This window comes from Terrabacter sp. 2RAF25 (assembly GCF_052115265.1).
Lineage (GTDB): Bacteria > Actinomycetota > Actinomycetes > Actinomycetales > Dermatophilaceae > Terrabacter.
Genome location: NZ_JBFRGJ010000001.1, coordinates 36,955 through 56,307, shown reverse-complemented (window position 1 = coordinate 56,307; position 19,353 = coordinate 36,955). Strand labels below are relative to the sequence as shown.

At 71.1% G+C, this 19,353-nt stretch carries 18 protein-coding genes and 1 tRNA gene; 11 read left to right on the top strand and 8 right to left on the bottom strand.

The features are described 5' to 3' along the window. Nucleotides 1–74: 74 nt before the first annotated feature. The 5 genes from AB4091_RS00285 to pstB all read left to right on the top strand — a co-directional run bounded on the left by AB4091_RS00285 (nt 75) and on the right by pstB (nt 5,295). Nucleotides 75–1,022, top strand: coding sequence for an NUDIX hydrolase (locus tag AB4091_RS00285; RefSeq protein ID WP_442289733.1), 948 nt, complete (start codon nt 75–77; stop codon nt 1,020–1,022). Nucleotides 1,023–1,292: 270 nt separating this feature from the next. Next, nucleotides 1,293–2,423, top strand: a complete 1,131-nt coding sequence (gene pstS / locus AB4091_RS00280; protein WP_442289732.1) for a phosphate ABC transporter substrate-binding protein PstS — start codon at nt 1,293–1,295, stop codon at nt 2,421–2,423. A 112-nt stretch (nt 2,424–2,535) separates the two neighbouring features. After that, the gene (gene pstC, locus AB4091_RS00275; RefSeq protein ID WP_442289731.1) at nt 2,536–3,543 is read left to right on the top strand and encodes a phosphate ABC transporter permease subunit PstC; all 1,008 of its coding nucleotides are present in this window, start codon (nt 2,536–2,538) and stop codon (nt 3,541–3,543) included. Continuing rightward, complete coding sequence (gene pstA / locus AB4091_RS00270) at nt 3,540–4,499, top strand: phosphate ABC transporter permease PstA (RefSeq protein ID WP_442289730.1); 960 nt, start codon at nt 3,540–3,542, stop codon at nt 4,497–4,499. The genes pstC and pstA overlap by 4 nt, the downstream gene beginning before the upstream one ends. Nucleotides 4,500–4,518: 19 nt before the next feature. Next, nucleotides 4,519–5,295, top strand: a complete 777-nt coding sequence (gene pstB, locus AB4091_RS00265; protein WP_442289729.1) for a phosphate ABC transporter ATP-binding protein PstB — start codon at nt 4,519–4,521, stop codon at nt 5,293–5,295. A gap of 116 nt (nt 5,296–5,411) precedes the next feature. On the opposite strand, the gene AB4091_RS00260 is transcribed toward pstB, so the two are convergent. From AB4091_RS00260 to AB4091_RS00245, 4 genes are all read right to left on the bottom strand, one after another. Further along, nucleotides 5,412–6,416 (bottom strand): anion permease, encoded by a 1,005-nt coding sequence (locus AB4091_RS00260; RefSeq protein ID WP_442289728.1) that lies wholly within the window; start codon nt 6,414–6,416, stop codon nt 5,412–5,414. A gap of 7 nt (nt 6,417–6,423) precedes the next feature. Continuing rightward, complete coding sequence (locus AB4091_RS00255) at nt 6,424–7,044, bottom strand: DUF47 domain-containing protein (protein WP_442290284.1); 621 nt, start codon at nt 7,042–7,044, stop codon at nt 6,424–6,426. A gap of 129 nt (nt 7,045–7,173) precedes the next feature. Further along, nucleotides 7,174–7,365: a hypothetical protein gene (locus AB4091_RS00250; RefSeq protein WP_442289727.1), complete on the bottom strand. Its 192-nt coding sequence runs from the start codon at nt 7,363–7,365 to the stop codon at nt 7,174–7,176. A gap of 358 nt (nt 7,366–7,723) precedes the next feature. Then, complete coding sequence (locus AB4091_RS00245) at nt 7,724–8,335, bottom strand: hypothetical protein (protein WP_442289726.1); 612 nt, start codon at nt 8,333–8,335, stop codon at nt 7,724–7,726. Nucleotides 8,336–8,518: 183 nt separating this feature from the next. Here AB4091_RS00245 and AB4091_RS00240 point away from each other — a divergent pair, with 183 nt between their 5' ends. Further along, a complete protein-coding gene (locus tag AB4091_RS00240) occupies nt 8,519–9,307 on the top strand; it encodes a sigma-70 family RNA polymerase sigma factor (RefSeq protein WP_442289725.1) in 789 nt (262 codons plus the stop codon). 58 nt (nt 9,308–9,365) lie between these two features. Here AB4091_RS00240 and AB4091_RS00235 read toward each other — a convergent pair whose 3' ends face one another. Then, entirely contained in the window at nt 9,366–9,887 is a 522-nt protein-coding gene (locus AB4091_RS00235; RefSeq protein ID WP_442289724.1) for a YbhB/YbcL family Raf kinase inhibitor-like protein, read from the bottom strand. A gap of 230 nt (nt 9,888–10,117) precedes the next feature. Here AB4091_RS00235 and AB4091_RS00230 point away from each other — a divergent pair, with 230 nt between their 5' ends. Then, on the top strand, nt 10,118–10,639 hold the full coding sequence (locus AB4091_RS00230; RefSeq protein ID WP_442289723.1) for a hypothetical protein: 522 nt from the start codon (nt 10,118–10,120) through the stop codon (nt 10,637–10,639). Nucleotides 10,640–10,654: 15 nt separating this feature from the next. On the opposite strand, the gene AB4091_RS00225 is transcribed toward AB4091_RS00230, so the two are convergent. Beyond that, nucleotides 10,655–11,371: a hypothetical protein gene (locus AB4091_RS00225; protein WP_442289722.1), complete on the bottom strand. Its 717-nt coding sequence runs from the start codon at nt 11,369–11,371 to the stop codon at nt 10,655–10,657. Between the two features lie 71 nt (nt 11,372–11,442). Here AB4091_RS00225 and AB4091_RS00220 point away from each other — a divergent pair, with 71 nt between their 5' ends. After that, nucleotides 11,443–11,733: a three-helix bundle dimerization domain-containing protein gene (locus AB4091_RS00220; protein ID WP_442289721.1), complete on the top strand. Its 291-nt coding sequence runs from the start codon at nt 11,443–11,445 to the stop codon at nt 11,731–11,733. Next, the gene (locus tag AB4091_RS00215; protein WP_442289720.1) at nt 11,714–12,400 is read left to right on the top strand and encodes a 4'-phosphopantetheinyl transferase family protein; all 687 of its coding nucleotides are present in this window, start codon (nt 11,714–11,716) and stop codon (nt 12,398–12,400) included. The genes AB4091_RS00220 and AB4091_RS00215 overlap by 20 nt, the downstream gene beginning before the upstream one ends. A gap of 41 nt (nt 12,401–12,441) precedes the next feature. On the opposite strand, the gene AB4091_RS00210 is transcribed toward AB4091_RS00215, so the two are convergent. Both AB4091_RS00210 and AB4091_RS00205 read right to left on the bottom strand, forming a co-directional pair. Next, a complete protein-coding gene (locus tag AB4091_RS00210) occupies nt 12,442–13,794 on the bottom strand; it encodes a M1 family metallopeptidase (protein WP_442289719.1) in 1,353 nt (450 codons plus the stop codon). Beyond that, nucleotides 13,794–17,723, bottom strand: coding sequence for a Pls/PosA family non-ribosomal peptide synthetase (locus tag AB4091_RS00205; RefSeq protein WP_442289718.1), 3,930 nt, complete (start codon nt 17,721–17,723; stop codon nt 13,794–13,796). The genes AB4091_RS00210 and AB4091_RS00205 overlap by 1 nt, the downstream gene beginning before the upstream one ends. A 278-nt stretch (nt 17,724–18,001) precedes the next feature. On the opposite strand from AB4091_RS00205, the gene AB4091_RS00200 reads away from it, so the two are divergent. Next, a complete protein-coding gene (locus tag AB4091_RS00200) occupies nt 18,002–19,093 on the top strand; it encodes a glycerophosphodiester phosphodiesterase family protein (RefSeq protein WP_442289717.1) in 1,092 nt (363 codons plus the stop codon). A 182-nt stretch (nt 19,094–19,275) separates the two neighbouring features. Next, nucleotides 19,276–19,351: transfer RNA gene (locus tag AB4091_RS00195), tRNA-Lys, on the top strand. The last annotated feature ends 2 nt before the right edge of the window (nt 19,352–19,353 follow it).

The window sequence follows — 19,353 nt, the reverse complement described above, 5'->3', positions numbered from 1 at the left end:
GGGTCTGACCGGCATACGTGCGCCTTCGGCCCGTGGGGGCGACCCACGGGCCGGGGTCGGGCAGACTGGCGCGCGTGGCCTCCGTGATCCCCGCCGCCGGCACGCTGCCGTGGCGCCGCCGTCAAGGGCAGCTCGAGGTCGCGCTCGTGCACCGGCCGAAGTACGACGACTGGTCGTGGGCCAAGGGCAAGCTCGACCCCGGTGAGCAGCCCAGCGTCGCGGCGGCCCGCGAGACCCTCGAGGAGACCGGGCTCGTCGTGCGGCTCGGGGTGCCGCTGCCCTCGGCCGAGTACCCCGTGCTCGACTCGACCGGCGGGCCGGCGACGAAGCAGGTGCACTACTGGGCGGCCCGGGTCACTGGCGGCACCGGCGTGCTCGAGAACGAGATCGACGAGGTGGCGTGGGTCGACGTCCGCTCCGCCAACGACCGCCTCGACTACGCCCGCGACCGCGAGCAGCTGCTCGCCCTCGTGCGGGCCGAGCGCGCTGGTGAGCTACGCACCTGGCCGATCGCGCTGGTGCGCCACGCCAAGGCGGTCCCGCGCGGCAAGTGGGAGGGCGACGACCGCATCCGCCCGCTCGACGCCGTCGGGCGCGCCCAGGCGGAATCTGTCGGAGCCGTGCTCGGCGCGTACGGCGTCACCCGGGTCGTGTCGTCGTCGTCGACCCGTTGCGTCTCGACCGTCGAGCCGTATGCCGTCGGGCGAGGCCTTCGCCTGCGCACCCGCGACGCGCTCTCCGAGGAAGGCTTCTCCGAGGGCCACGACGGCGCGCTCGCGCAGGTCGAGCGCCTCCTGCGCAAGGCCGAACCCGCGGCCCTGTGCAGCCACGGCCCGGTGTTGCCGACGCTGATCGAGGTGCTGAGTCGCCGGGTCGCGCACTCACCCGACCGCGGTGACGTGGGCGAGCAACTCGGCCAGGCAGCGGCCGAGTCGATGCGCAAGGGCGAGGTGCTGGTCTGCCACCTCGTCGGCAAGGGCGACGACGCGCGCGTCGTCGACGTCGAGCGCATCGACACCTGAAGAGGGACCCGAAAGGGCTGTTTCCGAGCGCGTCCGAACCCTCCATCGTGTGCTTCCCCGACCGGTCCCGCATCCCGGGTCGGGGCCCCGCCCCAAGCCGTCGACCTGCGTTCACCCTCCGTTAACCGCACGTGGGCGGCCCGTCACCCGGCAGACCTATCTTCGCGATGGATCAACCGTCCAGCAGCGTCGCTCGGCAGGGTCCGCTCCACCCGGTCGACCGACCACCCGGAACATCTTCAGAACATCCTTTCGAGAGGGAACACACTCGTGTCTGTTTCGCGTATCAGCGCTCTCGGCGCCATCGCCCTGTCCGGCGCTCTTGCGCTCTCTGCCTGCGCATCCGAGAACAACGGCGCCCAGCCCGGCGCCGACTCGACGGGCGCCGCCGGCGGTACCTCCGCGGCTGCCGGCGACTGCTTCTCCGGCGATCTCAAGGCCGAGGGCTCCTCGGCCCAGAAGAACGCCATCGACGAGGCGATCAAGGCCTACCAGACGGCCTGCTCCGACGCCACGATCGACTACCAGCCCACCGGCTCCGGCGCCGGCATCAAGCAGTTCATCGCCAAGCAGGTCGACTTCGCCGGCTCCGACTCGGCGCTCAAGACGGTGCCGAAGGACGGCGTCGTCGAGTCCGACGCCGCCAAGCAGGCCTGTGGCTCCGAGGCGTGGAACCTGCCCATGGTCACCGGCCCGATCGCGATCGCCTACAACGTCAAGGGCGTCGACAAGCTCGTGCTCAACGCCGAGGTCGCTGCCAAGATCTTCGACGGCAAGATCACGGCCTGGAACGACCCGGCCATCGCCGCGCTCAACAAGGGCGTCACGCTGCCCTCGACCGCGATCAAGGTCTTCTTCCGCTCCGACGAGTCGGGCACGACCGAGAACTTCACCAAGTACCTCAAGGCCGCCGCCCCCGACGCCTGGTCCTACGAGACCGGCAAGAAGTGGACCGGCAAGGGCGAGGGCAAGGAGAAGTCGGCTGGTGTCGCCACCGCGACGAAGGGCCAGGACGGCGGCATCACCTACGTCGAGCTCTCCTACGCGCAGCAGAACCAGCTCCCCATGGCCCAGATCGACACGGGCGCCGGCCCGGTCGAGCTGACCGCCGAGTCGGCCGGCAAGACCGTCGCGACCGCCAAGCAGACGGGCACGGGCAACGACCTCGCGCTCAAGATCGACTACGCCACCAAGGAGGCCGGCGCGTACCCGATCGTCCTCGTGACCTACGAGGTCGTCTGCTCCAAGTACGCCGACGCCGCGACGGGCAAGAAGGTCAAGTCCTTTCTCAAGTCCTTCGCCTCCGACGCGACGCAGAAGGGCCTCGCCGCGCAGGGCTACGCCCCGCTGCCGGCCGAGGTCGCCACGAAGGTGAAGACCGCGGTCGACGCGATCTCCTGATCCACCGTCCGGCTGGTCCGGATCACACCGGACCAGCCCACAATGCAGGGGCGGGCGCCGCACTCGGCGTCCGCCCTTGCGCCAGTTCTCCCTCTACAAGGAAGAGGCCCACGTGTCGACAGTGACAGGTGTATCTGCCGCGGACGAGCTTCCCGGCCCCGACGGCGGCAAGCCGGTCCGGGGCGACCGCACCTCCACCGGACGCCTGGGTGACCGCCTGTTCGGCGGCTTCGCCACGTTCTCGGGCGTGCTCGTCATCGCGATCGTCACCCTCATCGCGGTGTTCCTCGTCGTGCAGGCCGTCCCTGCCCTGACGAACAACTCGGAGAACTTCTTCACGAGCCGCGTGTGGGCGCCCGGCGGTGACAAGCCGGCGTTCGGCATCCTCGAGTTCCTCTGGACCACGGTCGCCGCCTCGACGATCGCCATGCTGATCGCGGTGCCCGTCGGCGTCGCCGTCGCGCTCTTCCTCACCCAGTACGCCCCGGTGTGGATGCGCCGGCCAGCCGCCGGCCTCGTCGACCTGCTCGCCGCCGTGCCCTCCATCGTCTACGGCCTGTGGGGCCTGATCGTCTTCTTCCCCGTGTGGAAGCCGGTCCAGCAGTGGGTCGAGGACACTCTGGGCTGGTTCCCGCTCTTCGGAACTGCCGGCATCACCGGTGGCACCATCGCCTTCATCGGCGTCGTCCTCGCCATCATGGTCCTGCCCATCGTCACCGCGCTGTCGCGCGAGGTCTTCGCCCAGACGCCCGCCACGCACAAGGAGGGCGCACTGGCCCTCGGCGCCACGCAGTGGGAGATGATCCGCACCGCGGTGCTGCCCTTCGGCAAGCCGGGCGTCATCTCGGCGGCCATGCTCGCCCTCGGACGCGCGCTCGGCGAGACGATCGCCGTCACCTTCCTCGTCTCCGCCCTCCCCGATGGCGCCACGTGGACGTGGTCGCTCTTCAACGGTGGCGAGACGTTCGCCTCGAAGATCGCCAACAACGCCTCCGAGTTCAGCAACCCGAGCAAGACGGGCGCCTACATCGCGGCCGGTCTCGTGCTGTTCGTGCTGACCTTCGTCGTCAACAGCATCGCCCGGATCGTCATCGAGCGCAGGAAGGCCTTCAGCGAATGAGCACGGTGACCGAGAGCCGCGGGCCCGCCGACGGCGTCACGCCCGACGCCGCGCCGCCCGGTGGCAAGCGTGGCAGCGACGCGCTCCGCGAGATGGACAACCCGCACCGCGCCCGCGCCGTCAAGGACGTCGTGGCGCGGGTCGTCATGTGGCTCGCCTTCGGCCTGGCCATGGTCCCCCTCGTCTGGATCCTGTCGACCGTCGTCGCCAAGGGCGTCCACATGCTCGGCTCCGCCACGTGGTGGACCGGCAACCAGCGCAACATCAACTCCGCCGACTTCGGCGGCGGCGCGCGTCACGCCATCGAGGGCACGCTCGAGATGGTCGGCATGACGACCATCATCGCGGTGCCGATCGGCATCATGACGGCCGTCTACCTCGTCGAGTACGGTCGGGGACCGCTCGCCAAGGCGATCAGCTTCATGGTCGACATCCTCTCGGGCATCCCGTCGATCGTCGCCGGCCTCTTCATCTACGCCGTCGTCGTCACGACCCTCGGCCTGCGGCAGTCGGGCTTCGCCGCCTCGCTGGCCCTCGTCCTGCTCATGATCCCCGTCATCGTGCGGTCGACCGAGGAGATGCTCAAGCTCGTCCCGAACGAGCTGCGCGAGGCGGCGTACGCGCTCGGCGTGCCGAAGTGGGTGACCGTCGTCAAGGTCGTCCTGCGCACGGCCTTCTCGGGCATCATCACCGGCGTGCTGCTGGGCGTCGCCCGCGTCATGGGCGAGACGGCCCCGCTGCTGATCCTCGCGCCGTACACGAAGAACTTCCAGCGCGACCTCTTCAACGGCAACTTCCCCACCCTGCCGATGATGATCAACCAGGACCGCGGCGACCTCGCCCTCGCGGCGGCCGCCGAGCGCATGTGGGGTGCCGCGCTCACCCTGATCCTCCTCGTCCTGCTGCTCAACGTGATCGGCCGCGTGGTCGCCCACTTCAACGCGGTCAAGAAGTAAGAGAAAGAGAAGCCTTTCGATGGCAAAGCGAATCGACGTCAGCGACCTCAACGTCTACTACGGCTCCTTCAAGGCCGTCGAGGGCGTCTCGATGACGGTCGAGCCCCGGTCCGTCACGGCCTTCATCGGGCCTTCGGGCTGCGGCAAGTCGACCTTCCTGCGCACCCTGAACCGCATGCACGAGGTGATCCCCGGCGGCCGGGTCGAGGGCAAGGTCATGCTCGACGACCAGGACCTGTATGCCGCCTCGATGGACCCCGTGACCGTGCGCCGCACCGTCGGCATGGTCTTCCAGCGGCCGAACCCGTTCCCGACGATGTCGATCTACGACAACGTTGCGGCCGGCCTGCGCCTCAACGGGGTCAAGAACAAGAAGACGCTCGACGGCATCGTCGAGGGCTCGCTCAAGGGCGCCAACCTCTGGAACGAGGTCAAGGACCGCCTGAACAAGCCGGGCGCCGGCCTCTCCGGCGGTCAGCAGCAGCGCCTCTGCATCGCCCGCGCCATCGCGGTGCAGCCGCAGGTGCTGCTCATGGACGAGCCGTGCTCGGCGCTCGACCCGATCTCGACGCTCGCCATCGAGGACCTCATCAACGAGCTCAAGAACGACTACACGATCGTCATCGTCACCCACAACATGCAGCAGGCCGCGCGCGTGTCCGACCGCACCGCCTTCTTCAACCTCAAGGCGACCGGTGAGCCGGGCCGCCTCATCGAGGTCGACGACACGACGCGGATCTTCAACAACCCGACCGAGCAGGCCACCGAGGACTACATCTCCGGCCGCTTCGGCTGACATCCGGGCGGCGTCTCTCAACCACGGCTCACAAGCAATCCGTCCGCCTCCGCGCGGGGTTCTACCTCGTGCGGAACGCGGACGGATTGCTTTTTCGATGCCCTTCGGGCGGACGCTCAGCGGAAGATCGACGTGATGTACCAGGCGACGACGGCGACGAGGCCGGCGCCGGGGAAGGTGAGCACCCACGCGCCGACGATGTTGCCGGCCACGCCCCACCGCACGGCTGAGAGGCGCTTCGTGGCGCCCACACCCATGATCGACGACGTGATGGTGTGGGTCGTCGAGATGGGGGCCCCGAAGGCGAGCCCGGCGACGTAGAGGATGGCCGCGGCCGTCGTCTCGGCCGCGAAGCCCTGCGGAGGCGTCATGTGGATGATCCGACGGCCCAGCGTGCGCATGATGCGCCACCCACCGGCATACGTTCCGAGGGAGATGACGGCAGCCGAGAGCACGAGGACCCACAGCGGGATCGAGTCGTCGGTGTGGTGTCCCGAGATGTTGAGGGCAAGCACGACCACACCCGCGGTCTTGGCGGCGTCCTGGAGGCCGTGGCCGAACGCCATCGCGGCCGCCGAGGCCGTCTGGGCCGTGCGGAACCCGCGTGACACGCGTCCGGGGTTGGCGTTGCGGAACATCCAGAGGATCGCGGTCATGACGAGGTAGCCGAGCAGCAGGCCGATGACCGGGGAGACGATCATCGGGATGATGACCTTCTCCCAGATGACGGCCCACTTCACGACCACGCCCGCGACGAGGGCGGCCCCGCCGAGACCACCGATGAGGGCGTGCGACGACGACGACGGCAGGCCGAACCACCACGTCAGCAGGTTCCACCCGATGGCACCGACGAGGGCCGAGGCAACGAGCCAGAGACCGTTGACGCCCTGCGGCTGCTCGATGATGCCCGAGCCGATCGTCTTGGCCACCTTGGTGCCGAAGAAGGCGCCGAAGAGGTTGGCGATGGCCGCCATGCCGAGCGCCACGCGCGGTGTCAGCGCCCGGGTCGAGACGGAGGTCGCGATCGCGTTGGCCGCGTCGTGGAAGCCGTTGGTGTAGTTGAAGCCCATGGCCAGTGCGATGACCGCACCGACCCCGAGGACGGGGATGGTCGTGTCCATCAGGGGGTCAGGACTCCTTGACGGCGATGCCCTCGACGACGTGGGCCACCTTCTCGAACGCATCGGCGGCGTTCTCGAACCCGTCGACGATGGCCTTGATCTTGATGACGTCGATGGCGTCGTGGGCGTTGTTGAAGAGCGCGGCGACCTGCTTGCGGTGCAGTGAGTCGGCCTGGTTCTCGAGGCGGTTGATCTCGATCCAGTAGCTCTTCAGGTCCTTGAGCGAGCGCAGGCGGGGCATCGCCTCGGCCGTGACCTCGGCCATGCGGGCGAGGATCTCGAACTGGTCGGCGAGGCCCTCGGGGATCTCACCGAGGCGGTAGAGCACGATGAGGTCGGCGGTCTCCTCGATGAAGTCCATGCAGTCGTCGAGGGACGCGGCGAGGTTGTGGATGTCCTCGCGGTCGAACGGGGTGATGAACGAGGTGTTCACCTTGTTGATCAGCTCGTGCGTGGCGTCGTCCGCAGCGTGCTCGAGCTCCTTGAGCCGGTCGGCGACAGCCTGTCGCTTCGAGGGCTCGACCTCGAGGAAGCGAGTCAGCTCCCGGGTCGCCTCGACGAGCAGCTCGGCGGATGAGGTGAAAAGAGTGAAAAAGCTCGTGTCCTGGGGTGTGAGGCGAAAACCCACGAGGTTGCTCCGGTCGATCGGCGGCTGGGCCGGGGACGATGCTACGGCGTAGTAGGGACCCGGACGCAACCCGGCGGTCATCCGCCGTTCGCCCGGCGTTGGCCGGCCGGCCGACGGAAGCGGCGGCGGTCAGGCGGGAGCGGTGCCCGACGGGCTCGCGGCCGCGGCCCCACCCGTGATGCCGAGCAGGTCGTCGACCTCGTCGGGGGTGAAGTGGCGTGGGCTGGATGACGCAGCGACGACCAGGTCGCTGACGAGCTCGATCTCATCGGCCAGTGCGACATCGAGCAGGTCTCCGGAGCGTTCCTCCTCGGGCGTCATGAGATCACTGTAGGCACCTGCGCTGGGCCCGTGTGGTGAAGGGCCGAACGAGATGGGTCCTCGCCTCGACAGACACTGCACGCGCCCCGGACAGACCTGGGACAGGGGTGCACTGACGTCCCGGAGCGTGCCTGAGGGTCCGAGCCACGCTGTGGAGCGGGAGGGAAGCAGGCACGACCGGGTGCCACGCTGTGCGAGGAAGTTGCGTCGGGCCGGGAGCGCCTCTCGGCACTGGGCCGCTCGTAGCGGCTGAATTTGGGACCCGGGGCTACCGCGACCCGACGCGCGTCAAGGATAGATCGACCCGAACGGATCACCAAAGAACATCGCAGAAACTGGTGGCAGACGGGCCTGCGCGTCAGTCGAGCGAGTCGGCGCGCCACAGGCGGGCGCACACCGTGAGGTCCTCGGCCATGACGAGGACGTTGGCCGCCTGCTCGGCGGTGTCGTCGCCCGACGAGGTGTCGGCGCGTCCGGCGGACACCACGCGGCAGAAGGCCGCTGCCCGCTCGAGGGCGACGGCGAGGTCTCCCTCGAAGACGCCGCGCATCACCTCGTCGATGACCCTTCCCATCTCCTGGGGTCCGGGCGGCTCGGCGGCCCCTGCGACGGCGTGGTTGGGACCGGTGAAGCGGATGCCGGCGGCGTACTCGCGGCTGGCGTCGTCGGGGGCGCGCTGCACCCACTCGCGCAGGACGTAGAGCCGCCAGAGCGCCCCGGGCAGGGAGCGGGCCGGCCGCTGGGACCAGAGCTCGGCGAGCGTCGAGAGGCCGATGTCGTCGACGAGGGCGACGAGCTTCTGCGTGACGGCCGGGTCAGCGGCGGCGCGACCGGCATGGACGAGGGCCAGCGCCGTCTCGTGGGCGACGTGGATCTGCTCGGTCGGGTCGTACGCGGGCCCGTGCGCCTCGAGCGCGGACTCGCTGAAGAAGGCGGGCCGCCGGTGGGCGCGATGCTCGCTCTCGGTCATCCCTGCAGGCTAAACCCCGACACCGACGACACCGACGACAGTGGCGACACCGACGAGGCGGCACCACCCCGGACATTGGACAAGGATGAATTTCCTGTCCAGCCCTTGTGCAACGTTGAGTCTTTGTCTAGGGTTTCGGTGTCGGTCAAGAAAGCGCCGCCACCCACTCTGGATGGAGCTGTCATGACTGACCCGTCGCACGGACCCCGCAAGGACGCCCGCACCCGTGAGCTCATCGCCACGGCCCGCACCTCCTCGTCGGAGGGCGAGCGCACGCAGGCTCTCGAGGCCGTGACCCGCCTGCACATGCCGCTGGCACGGTCCCTGGCCCACCGCTACTCCGGTAAGGGCCTCGACCGCGAGGACCTCGAGCAGGTCGCATTCCTCGCGTTGCTGAAGGCGATCCAGCGCTTCGACCTCGCCCAGCCCACCGAGTTCGGCGCGTACGCCACGCCGACCATCACCGGCGAGCTGCGCCGCCACTTCCGCGACCACGGCTGGCTGGTCCGTCCGCCGCGCGGCCTGCAGGAGCGCCGTCAGGTGGTGGCCGATGCACGCACCAGGCTCGAACAGCAGCTGGGGCACGAGCCCGACCACGCCGACATCGCCCACGCCCTCGGCCTCACCCTCGAGGAGGTCAAGGAGGCGCAGGTCGCCTCGACCAACCTGCGTCCGGCCTCGCTCGACGCCACCACGACCGAGGGTGGCCGACCGGTTCTCGACCTCGTCGACGCCCGCGCCGACCACGACTCCGACCCCGCCCGCGACGAGGGCATCGTCGTGCGCACGGCCCTCATGCGGCTGCCCGCCCGTGAGCAGCGCATCATCGAGCTGCGCTTCGGTCACGACATGACGCAGGCCGAGATCGCCGAGACGATGGGCCTGAGCGCGATGCAGGTCAGCCGGCTGCTCCGTCGCATCCTCGCGGAGCTGCGTGGCCAGCTCGGTTCGGCAGAGCTGCTCAGCGCCTGACCGCTGGACCCTCGGAACGCGGCAGCCCGGAGGGCGAGGGCTGCCGCGCCGATGGCGGTCAGTGCTGGTAGGTCCCGTGCAGGACGGCCCGAGCCAAAGTCTTGAAGGCCAGGTTGAACGAGACGACCGCGGGTGACACCGAGTCGTCGACGCCCAGGGTCGGCTCGGACACCGCGTGCACGACGAAGAAGTAGCGGTGCGGCATGTCGCCCTCCGGCGGGGCCGCGCCCATGAAGCCGGCCTCGCCGCCGTCATTGCGCACGTGGAAGGCCTTGCCGGGCAGGCCTGCTGCCGCCGCACCCGTGTCGAGTGAGGTCACGTCGGCCGGCAGGTCGACCAGCACCCAGTGCCAGAAGCCCGAGGGTGTCGGCGCGTCGGGGTCGAAGCACGTGACGACGTAGCTCTGCGTGCCCTCGGGAGCGCCGCTCCACGACAGCTGCGGCGACGTGTTGCCATCCGCCGCGACCTGGTCGTTCTTGAGGGGCGCCCCGTCGGTGACGTCGTCGCTCGTCACGGTGAAGGAGGCCACCTGGGGCAGCAGCTCGTAGGGGTTGGGGGCGACCGGACGGTCGAGGCTCATGGGGGTCCTCCTGCGATCTCGTTGGCTCTTGCACCGTACCCGGCTGCGGCCGGTTCTCGTCCTGCCTGCGGCGGCTCTGAAAGCGAGGACGTGGACGTCCCGGCAACGGTTCACCCCGCTGGTTACCCTGAAGGCGAACCGGGCAAAAGGGACAGGGGGCCACCGTGAGGGGAGAACACCGGGTGCCGCGCAGGACGCGGCCGCAACAGCTGAGCGACACACGAGATCCCTTGTCGCCGAGCGACTTCCCGGTCTTCGCCGTGCGCGAGTGGGCGTCACGCTTCTACGAGCAGCATCGGCTGCGGCGGGACGGGGTCTGGTGGCGCATCGGCTGGCCCTTCGCCGTGGCACTCGTGCTCGTCGCGCTCGCCGTGATCGTCTTCGTCCAGTGGCCGCCCCAGCAGAGCGGCGTCGCCATGGGCGTCGCCGTCGTGCTCGCGGCGGCCGCCGTGGGCGTGGGCGCCGGGGGCGTCATCCGCTGGCGCGCAGTGCGCTTGCGCCGCAAGGCGGCCCGTGCACGACCGGCCACCGTCGATGACCTGCCGGCGGCGGCGCGGGCTGCCGTCCTCGGCTCTCCTCGGCTGCGCTTCCGTCGGCCGGCCGACGCTGCGGGACTCTCGGCCGTACGCGACGAGGTGGCCTCCCAGACGCCCGTCGGCACCTTCGCGGCGACCGTCCTCGTGTGGGCACTGGTGATGGACGGACGTGACGACGACACGCTCGAGGAGTGGGTCACCGGGCGAGCGGGCTGAAGCCGGCTTGACGGGTCAGCCGCCCGAGGGCAGTGCCCCGATTGCTCTGGCGACGACGAGCAGTGACGTGAGCAGCGCGGCCGTCGCCTCGAGACCCATGAGGCACTTGGCCCGCGGCGACAGGGGCATCGTGTCGGTCGGGCTGAACGCGCTGGAGTTCGTGAGCGACACGTAGAGGTAGTCCACGAAGTGCGGTCGCCAGTTGGTCGTGACGCTCGACCCGGCCGCCACCTCCTCGACGGCGTCCTGGTTCTCGTCCTGCGAGAACCGCCAGTCCGCGGGGGGCAGCCGATCGCGGGACACGGTCTGCCGAGCCACCGGGCCACCGCGGTCGATCTCCCAGAAGAGCAGGCCGAACCCGATGACGTTGGTCAGCCACACCTGCATGCCCGCCACGAGGAGCGGCATGCCGCCGGCCTTCGACGAGCCGAGTGACGACACGAGCATGCCGAGCGCCAGCAGGTTGGTCGCGATCACGAGGCACGCCAACCCGATCGACACCGCACGCGACCACGCGGTCTGGCGCACGAGTCGCCGCGGGTTGGTGACGAGCAGGGCTGCGAGCAGGACGAGCTCGACGACGGGGATGGCCAGGCGAGGACCCACGAGCAGGGACTCCGGCAGGGCGGCATACGCCACCGCGGCGACCACCACGGCGAGTGCGGGCGGGAAGCGGTTCTCTCCCCGGCTCGACCGTGGCTCGCGGTGGCGGCGGGACGGCGTGTGGCGCATGGGGTCAACGTAACCCCGCAGGGCGTGGACGGAGGCTTGCGCGCGCCGGGCGCCGACCTCATCCTTGAACGGTGGACCGCACGGACGAGCTGAGGGCGCTGGCCGACGTGCAGGCGCGCCTCGAGGAGCGCTTTCCCGACCTCGACTCCGAGGTGGTCGAGGCAGCCGTCCGCGTCTCGCACTCGCAGCTCACCGGGCACGTGCGCGACTTCGTTCCGGTGCTCGTCGAGCATGCTGCCCGAGACCGGCTCGCCTTCGCCGCCCGCGACGGTGACAGCGGCGGCGACCCGCCCCCCGGCGCGCCCGGTGCGGGCGCGCGGGCGACTGGGGTGACCGACACCCGTGGGCCGTTCCGGGGCTGAGGCGGTCGTCGACCTCTGGCTCCGTGAGCCGGCGGACACCACCGGCAGCACCGCGCCCCCCGGCCTGCCGCTGCTCGACCCCGTGGAGCTGGAGCGGTGGCACCGCTTCGCGAACGCCAAGAGCGCACTCTCGTATGCCGCAGCGCATGCCTTGGCGCGCAACGAGATCGGCCGACTCGCGGACCGCGACCCGGCCTCCCTGCGGTTCGACCGGACGTGCGAGACGTGCGGGGCGCCGCACGGCCGCCCGCGGCTTCTCGACGTGCCAGGTCTGCACCTCTCGCTGAGTCGCACACCGACCCTGGTCGCCCTCGCCGTCACGGGGTGCGGCCCCGTCGGTGTCGACGTCGAGCGACGGGGGGCGACCTCGTTCGACGGCTTCGAGCAGGTGGCGCTCCATCCGGACGAACGGGCTGAAGGGCGCGGGAGCATCGACGGGGTGACCGCGTGGGTGCGCAAGGAGGCGGCGCTCAAGGCCCTGGGCGTGGGACTGCGCACCGACCCCGCGAGCATCCGCACGCCTCCCGCCGACCAGGCGTCCGAGGTCGTCGTCGGGCACCCGGTCGTCTCGGTCGTCGACGTCGACCCCGGACCCGACATGGATGGCCACGCCGTCGCGGTGGCCCTGGTGGGAGTGGCCGCCCCTCTCGTGGTCCGGTTGCACTGAGGCGATCGGCCAGGGCGACTCACGCGCAGTCCAGGCCCGGCTCAGGCGCGCGGCTCCAGCATGGGCAGCGGTTGCGTCCACAGCCACGCCTCGAGAAGCCGTCGCACGTCGTCGCCGCCGCGCTCGCCCTCCGCCCGAGTCGCGTGCCAGGCCGCGTGCTCGACGAACTCCTCGGTGCTCACCGAGCCGTGCCGGTGGGTGGCGACCCAGTCGCGCACCAGGTCGAAGAAGACGTCGTCGCCGAGGCGTCGGCGGAGAGCGTGCAGGGTCAGGGCGCCCCGCTTGTAGACGCGGTCGTCGAACATGAGGTCGGGACCGGGGTCGGCCAGCAGGAGGTCCTGGGGCAGCCGGGACAGCCGCGCCCAGTAGGTCGTCGCGTTGAGGTGGGCGGGCACGCCGTCGGCGTGCTCGGCCCACAGCCACTCGGCGTAGCAGGCGAAGCCCTCGTTGAGCCAGATGTCGGCCCACGTCGCCGTGGTGAGGCTGTTGCCGAACCACTGGTGGGCGAGCTCGTGGGCGACGAGCCGCTCGTGGCGGCGGTTGCCGTCGAGCCAGTTCGGGCCGAACGTCGCGAGGGCCTGCGCCTCGAGGGGGATCTCGAGGTCGTCGGCGGTGACGACGACGGTGTAGTCGTCGAACGGGTAGTCGCCGAAGAGCTCGCCGAAGTGGAAGGTCATCTGCGGCAGCCGGGCGAGGTCGTGCAGGACGGGGCGCTCGACGGCGGGAGGCAGCGCGACCGTGACCGGCACGGCTGCGGGCCCGAGGTCGCGCCGGACGTAGCGTCCCACGTGCACGGTCGCCAGGTAGGTGGCCATCGGGACGTCCTGCACGAAGACCCGTCGGGTGCGGCTGCCACGCGCGCGACTCGAGACGAGCGCGCCGGTCGCGACGACGTCGAAGGGCGAGTCGCACTCGAACGACAGACGGTAGGTCGCCTTGTTGCGTGGGTGGTCGTTGCACGGGAACCACGTCGGCGCGCCGTTGGGCTGCGCTGCCACGAGCGCGCCCTCGGTGAGCTCCTCCCAGCCGACGTCGCCCCAGCGCGTGGCCACGGGACCGGGCGTGCCGGCATACGTGATCGTCACCTGGGTGCGCTCGCCGCGCGTCAGTGGTCTGGCCGGCGTGATGACGACGCGGGCTCCCCGGTGGGCCCATCGTGCGGCAGCCCCACCGACCGAGACCTTGCTGACCCGCAGTCCGACGAGGTCGACGACGAGGCGGCGGGTGTCCTGGGCGACGCGGACGTCGAGGACCGCGCGCCCCGACAGGCGGTTGCTCGACACCTTGTAGTCGAGCTCGAGGTCGTAGTGGGTGACGGCGTATGCCGGGTCGCCGCGACCGGGGGTGTACGGGTCGGCGAGCGCCGGGGCCTCGTGGGTGACACCACCGCCCATCAGGCGAGGGTCCCGGCGTTGCCGGCCGGCTGGGGCTGCGGGTCGGAGCTGCTGGTCCACGGCGCGATCGGGTTGCCCGTCCAGCGTGAGCCGTCGGGAACGGCCTCCCCCCTCAGCACGAGCGAGCCGGGGCCGACCGTGGCGCCCGTCCCGATCGTCGCCGCGGGCAGGATGACCCCGTTGGGGCCGAGCGTGGCTCCGTCCTCGAGCGTGACCGTGTCCATGCTCATGATTCGATCATGGAACAGGTGCGTCTGGAGGACGCAGCCCCGGTTGACCGTGACGCCGTCACCGAGGGTGACGAGGTCTGCCTCGGGCAGCCAGTACGTCTCGCACCACACGCCGTGGCCGATCCGGGCGCCGAGCGTGCGCAGCCACACGTTGATGGCCGGCGTGCCCGTCGCCGTCCAGGCGAACCAGGGCCCGGCAACCATCTCGACGAAGGTGTCGACGACCTCGTTGCGCCACACGAACGAGCTCCACAGCGGGTGCTCGACGGCGCGGATGCGACCGACGACGGCCCACTTGGCCAGGGTCGTGACGGCGGCTGCGACCGCGCCGGCCGCCGCCAGCACCACGCCACCGAGTGCCGCCGCGCCGAGCAGGCCGACCGTCGACGTCAGCCACCCGAGTGCGACGAGGACGGTCACGGCAATGGCGACGGTGACCATGACGGGCACGATCCGACAGAGCTCGACGAGACCGCGAACGACCTTGAGCCGCAAGGGCGGTGCGAACGTGCGCTCGTCGTCCGAGCCCTGCGGTGGACGTCGGAGCCGGACGGGAGGGCTGCCGAGCCAGCTCGACCCGGCCTTGGACTTCTGTGGCGCGGCGGAGAGGACAGCGACGAGACCGTGCTTCGGCACGCGCCGGCCGGGCGCGGCCATCCCGCTGTTGCCGAGGAAGGCGCGCTTGCCGATCTTGGCCGGGGCGATGCGCACCCAGCCGTGGGCGAGCTCGTAGCCGGCGACCAAGGTGTCGTCGGCGAGGAAGGCGCCGTCGGCGACCGTCGTCATCGAGGGCAGGAGCAGCACCGTCGAGGCCTCGACGTCCCGGCCGACGCGGGCGCCGAGCGCGCGCAGCCAGGTCGGCGTCACCAGGCTGGCGTAGATCGGGAAGAGCAGGGTGCGCGCCTGGTCGAGGAGGCGCTCGGTGGCCCACACCTGCCAGCCGACGCGGCTGCGCACCGGGTAGAAGCCCTCGCGCAGCCCGAGCCCGAGCAACCTCACGAGCACGACGGTCAGCAGCGCCAGCCCGAGCAGTCCGAGCACGGTCACGACCGGCACCGCCGCGTATGCCGTCACGCTCGCCTCCGCGCCACTCCTGGCTCGAGCGACCGCTCCCCCGACGAGCGCGAGGCCGGGGAGCAGCGCCAGGAACGGGAGGACCGACAGCACCAGTCCGGTCAGGCCGTAGACGGCGACCCAGGCTGGGGCGTTCGGCGGCCTCTCGGCAGGCCAGGTCGTGTGGCTGGGCCGGTCGACGCGCTCCGCCGGGGAACCCGCGACGACGCGACCGGGTCGCACCGACCGCAGCACCGTGGACCCGGCCTCGACCAGGGCACCTCGGCCGATGTGGACGTCCGGGCCGATGGTGCTGCGCGCCCCGACGATGGCGTCGCGACCGATGTGCACCGGGCCCACGTGCACCATGTCGCCGTCGACCCAGTAGCCGGTGAGGTCGACCTCGGGCTCGATGCTCGCGCCGGAGCCGATGGTCAGCATGCCGGTGACGGGCGGGACGGAGTGCAGGTCGACTCCGGGACCGATCGAGGCGCCGAGCAGCCGGGCGTAGTAGACGATCCATGGTGCGCCGGCCATCGTGATGGCGCCCATGGCATCAGCGAAGCGTTCCGCCGCCCAGAGCCGCATCTGGACCCGTCCGCCGCGGGGGTAGGTGCCGGGCTTGACGCCGGCCAGGAGCAGGCGGGCGGCCAACGCCGACAGGCCCATTCGCCCGAGCGGCGTGATGAAGGCCAGCCAGCCCACCCCGAGCACCCACCACGAGACGGGCACCGACCAGGAGACGAGGTCGGCCAGACGGCCGAGCTCGGTGAGGGTCGCGAGCGCTACCAGCCACTGGACTCCCTTGACCGTGAGCAGCACGAGCGAGACGAGGGTCTGCACGAGCTGGCTGCGGCGAGGGATGCGGCGGACGGTGCGACCGACCGCGGACCCGTCGGCCGGCACCATGGTCTCGAGCAGCTCCGCCTGCGCCCCGAGACGGGGGTGCGCGTGGATGTCGGCGACGGTGACGGTCGGGTAGCGCTTGCGCACGATGGAGACGAGCTGGGCCGACGAGAGGCTCCCGCCGCCGTGGTCGAAGAAGTCGGCGTCCTCCGAACGGACGTCGGTGCCGAGCACGGCGGCCCAGTTGCTCGCCAGCCATGCTGCGGTGCCGGTCAAGGTGCTGGGCGTGTCGTCGGATGCTCCGGGAAGGGGCCACGGGAGCGCCGCGCGGTCCACCTTGCCTGAGGTTCGCGTCGGGAGTGAGTCCGTCAGGGCGAGCACGGGAACGAGGGCCGCCGGGAGCTCCTCGTGCAGCCTCGCGAGCGCGTCGGTGCGGTCGAAGGACTCCGGCGATTCGGGGACGACGTAGCCGACGAGCACCTGGGTGCCGGCCAGGGTCGTCTTGACGGCCGCGGCCGCGCCGGTGACCCCGGGCAGGCCCTGCAGGGCGGCGTCCACCTCGCCGAGCTCGATCCGGCGGCCCCCGAGCTTGACCTGCTCGTCGGCCCGGCCGACGAACACGAGGCCCTCGGGGTCGTTGACCACGAGATCTCCCGACCGGTACGCGCGCCCCCACCCGAGGGTGGGCATCGGCGCGTACTTCTCAGCGTCCTTGGCCGGGTCGAGGTAGCGGGCCAGCCCGACCCCACCGATGATCAGCTGGCCGGTCTCCCCCGGTGGCACCGGCTGGTCGTCGGGACCGACGACGGCGAGGTCCCAGCCGTCGAGCGGCAGGCCGATGCGGATGGGCAGGCTGCCATCGAGCCGGGCTCCGCACGCGACGACCGTCGCCTCGGTGGGACCGTAGGTGTTCCAGACCTCGCGGTCGGGGGCGACGAGCCGCTGGACGAGGTCGGGCGGACAGGCCTCGCCCCCGAAGATGAGCAGGCGCACCGGCTCGAGTGCCTCCGCCGGCCACAGGGCCGCCAGGGTTGGCACGGTCGACACCACCGACACGTCCTGGGCCACCAGCCACGGGCCGAGGTCCATACCCGTGCGGACGAGGCTGCGGGGCGCGGGCACGAGGCAGGCACCGTGGCCCCAGGCCAGCCACATCTCCTCGCACGACGCGTCGAACGCGACCGACAGTCCTGCGAGCACCCGGTCGCCGGGGCCGATCGGACTGTCCTGCAAGAACATCCGCGACTCCGCGTCGACGAAGGCCGCCGCCGACCGGTGCGACACAGCGACGCCCTTCGGCACCCCGGTCGACCCCGACGTGAAGATGACCCAGGCGTCGTCGTCGACGCCGACGTCAGGCGCGTTGCGGACGGGAGCGGAGGACATCGAGTCAGGCGCCGGACGCCGCCCCTTCGCCCCCGGCACCGAGATCTGGCGCCGGGCACCGACGACGGCGGCCACGGCAGCCTCGGAGAAGACGAGATCGGCCCGCTCCTGGGGGTCGTCGACGTCGACGGGGACGTAGGCCGCGCCCGCGTGCAGGATGCCGAGCACCGCGACGTAGAGGTCGGTCGTGCCGGAGGGCACCCTCACCCCGACCCGGTCACCGCGGCGCACGCCCGCCGCAGTGAGCTCGGCGGCCATCCGCAGGGCCTGCTCGGTCAGCTGCGTGTAGGTGAGGACCGTCCTGGTGTCGTCGAGGGCCGGAGCCTCCGGGTGCCGGGACGTCACGTCGGCGAGCACGTCCACCAGCGTCCGGGGCGGAGCGGCACGTCCACCGGCCAGCAAAGGGTCCAACACGCGTACTCCTCACGAGGTCGACGCCCGAGCGGCACCGGGCACCACCGTGAACGTATCGCCGCCGGGTGAACGCAGGGTGCACTCGCCACGGGACGGGGCTGTGGTCGCCTCGGCCGGCCCGGCGGCATACGCCCTCGGGGCTCGAGAGGTGCCCGGTTCGCCCGAGTTCAGCGGAGTTCGGCAACGGTTCACGGTCGCGCCACGTCGACGGCACCACGACCGAGGTCGGCGTCCCTAGCGTCGAGTGGCCAGAACCCACCACCCCCAGAGGACCTCTGATGCAGCTCCGCCACCTCCTGACCACCCTGGCCCTGGTCGCGCCCCTCGCCGCGGGCGCCGCGGGCTCCGCCGGCTCCGCCGTGGCAGGCGAAAGGACCGCCGCGCCCGGGCCCGTGCTCCCGCAGAAGACGCACTTCGACCTGCAGGCCCACCGCGGCGGCATCGGCATGACGACCGAGGAGTCCCTCGAGGGCTTCGGCAAGGCGATGCGCCTCGGCGTGACCACGCTCGAGCTCGACACGCAGGTGACCAAGGACGAGAAGGTCGTCGTCAACCACGACCGGCAGGTGAGCGCGCAGAAGTGCCGCGACACGGCGCCGGTCACGCCCGGTGACCCGATGTTCCCCTACGTCGGGAAGTACCTCAAGGACCTCACGCTCGCCCAGGTGAAGACGATGGACTGCGGCTACCAGCAGCTGCCCGGCTTCCCGGAGCAGCAGCAGGTCGCGGGCTTCCGGATGGTCGAGCTCAAGGACGTGCTCAACCTCGTCAAGGCCTACGACGCGAAGCAGGTGACGCTCAACATCGAGACGAAGGTCGAAGCCGGGGCGCCCGAGCAGACCGCGCCGCGAGCGCTGTTCGTGCGCCGCGTCTTCGAGGAGATCCACGCCTCGGGCATCGCGGACCAGGTGACGATCCAGTCGTTCGACTGGGGTGCCCTCAACGAGATGCACCGCCTGGCACCGTCGTGGCCGCTCGTCGCGCTGACCAACTACGACTTCCTCCAGGTCGGCAAGCCCGGCGCCTCGCCGTGGCTCGGCGGCGTCGACGCCGACGACTTCGGCGGCGACTTCGTGCGCACCGCTGCGGCGGCCGTGCCCGGTCTGACCGCGCTGTCGCCCAACTACGGGTTCCCGCAGAACGGCAAAGTCGGCGACGCAGGCTTCCGCTTCTACCCCGATGCCGCGATGATGTCGGCCGCCCACCAGCGCGGGCTCAAGGTCGTCCCCTGGACGTGCGACGACCTCGACACGGTGAACGCCCTCATCGACATGGGCGTCGACGGCATCATCACCAACTACCCCAACCGCGTCCGTCAGCTCATGGCTGACCGCGGCATGCGCCTGCCCAAGGCCTACGTTCCCCGCTGACCCGACCGGCGGGGTATGCCGCTGTGCCGGGCACCCGGGTCGACCGACCCCGCGTGCCCGGCACGTTCGCGCGCCGCCCGCCACAACGCGCGCCTCCCCTCGTCGGGGACGCGCGGGTCGACACCATGCGAGCCGGCCGGCCGGCTGCGGCATACTGTCTGGGCGGCCAGCAGCGCCGCCCAGGGCCTCTAGCTCAGTCGGTAGAGCATCGGACTTTTAATCCGCCGGTCGTCGGTTCGAGCCCGACGGGGCCCACCACA

Bases quoted from the DNA above. Each gene is read 5' to 3' on its own strand.
- pstA (WP_442289730.1), top strand. From the start codon at position 3,540: ATGAGCACGGTGACCGAGAGCCGCGGGCCCGCCGACGGCGTCACGCCC.
- AB4091_RS00245 (WP_442289726.1), bottom strand. From the start codon at position 8,335: ATGACCGAGAGCGAGCATCGCGCCCACCGGCGGCCCGCCTTCTTCAGC.
- AB4091_RS00210 (WP_442289719.1), bottom strand. From the start codon at position 13,794: ATGGGCGGTGGTGTCACCCACGAGGCCCCGGCGCTCGCCGACCCGTAC.
- AB4091_RS00240 (WP_442289725.1), top strand. From the start codon at position 8,519: ATGACTGACCCGTCGCACGGACCCCGCAAGGACGCCCGCACCCGTGAG.
- AB4091_RS00225 (WP_442289722.1), bottom strand. From the start codon at position 11,371: ATGCGCCACACGCCGTCCCGCCGCCACCGCGAGCCACGGTCGAGCCGG.
- AB4091_RS00260 (WP_442289728.1), bottom strand. From the start codon at position 6,416: ATGGACACGACCATCCCCGTCCTCGGGGTCGGTGCGGTCATCGCACTG.
- AB4091_RS00250 (WP_442289727.1), bottom strand. From the start codon at position 7,365: ATGACGCCCGAGGAGGAACGCTCCGGAGACCTGCTCGATGTCGCACTG.
- pstB (WP_442289729.1), top strand. From the start codon at position 4,519: ATGGCAAAGCGAATCGACGTCAGCGACCTCAACGTCTACTACGGCTCC.
- AB4091_RS00235 (WP_442289724.1), bottom strand. From the start codon at position 9,887: ATGAGCCTCGACCGTCCGGTCGCCCCCAACCCCTACGAGCTGCTGCCC.
- AB4091_RS00200 (WP_442289717.1), top strand. From the start codon at position 18,002: ATGCAGCTCCGCCACCTCCTGACCACCCTGGCCCTGGTCGCGCCCCTC.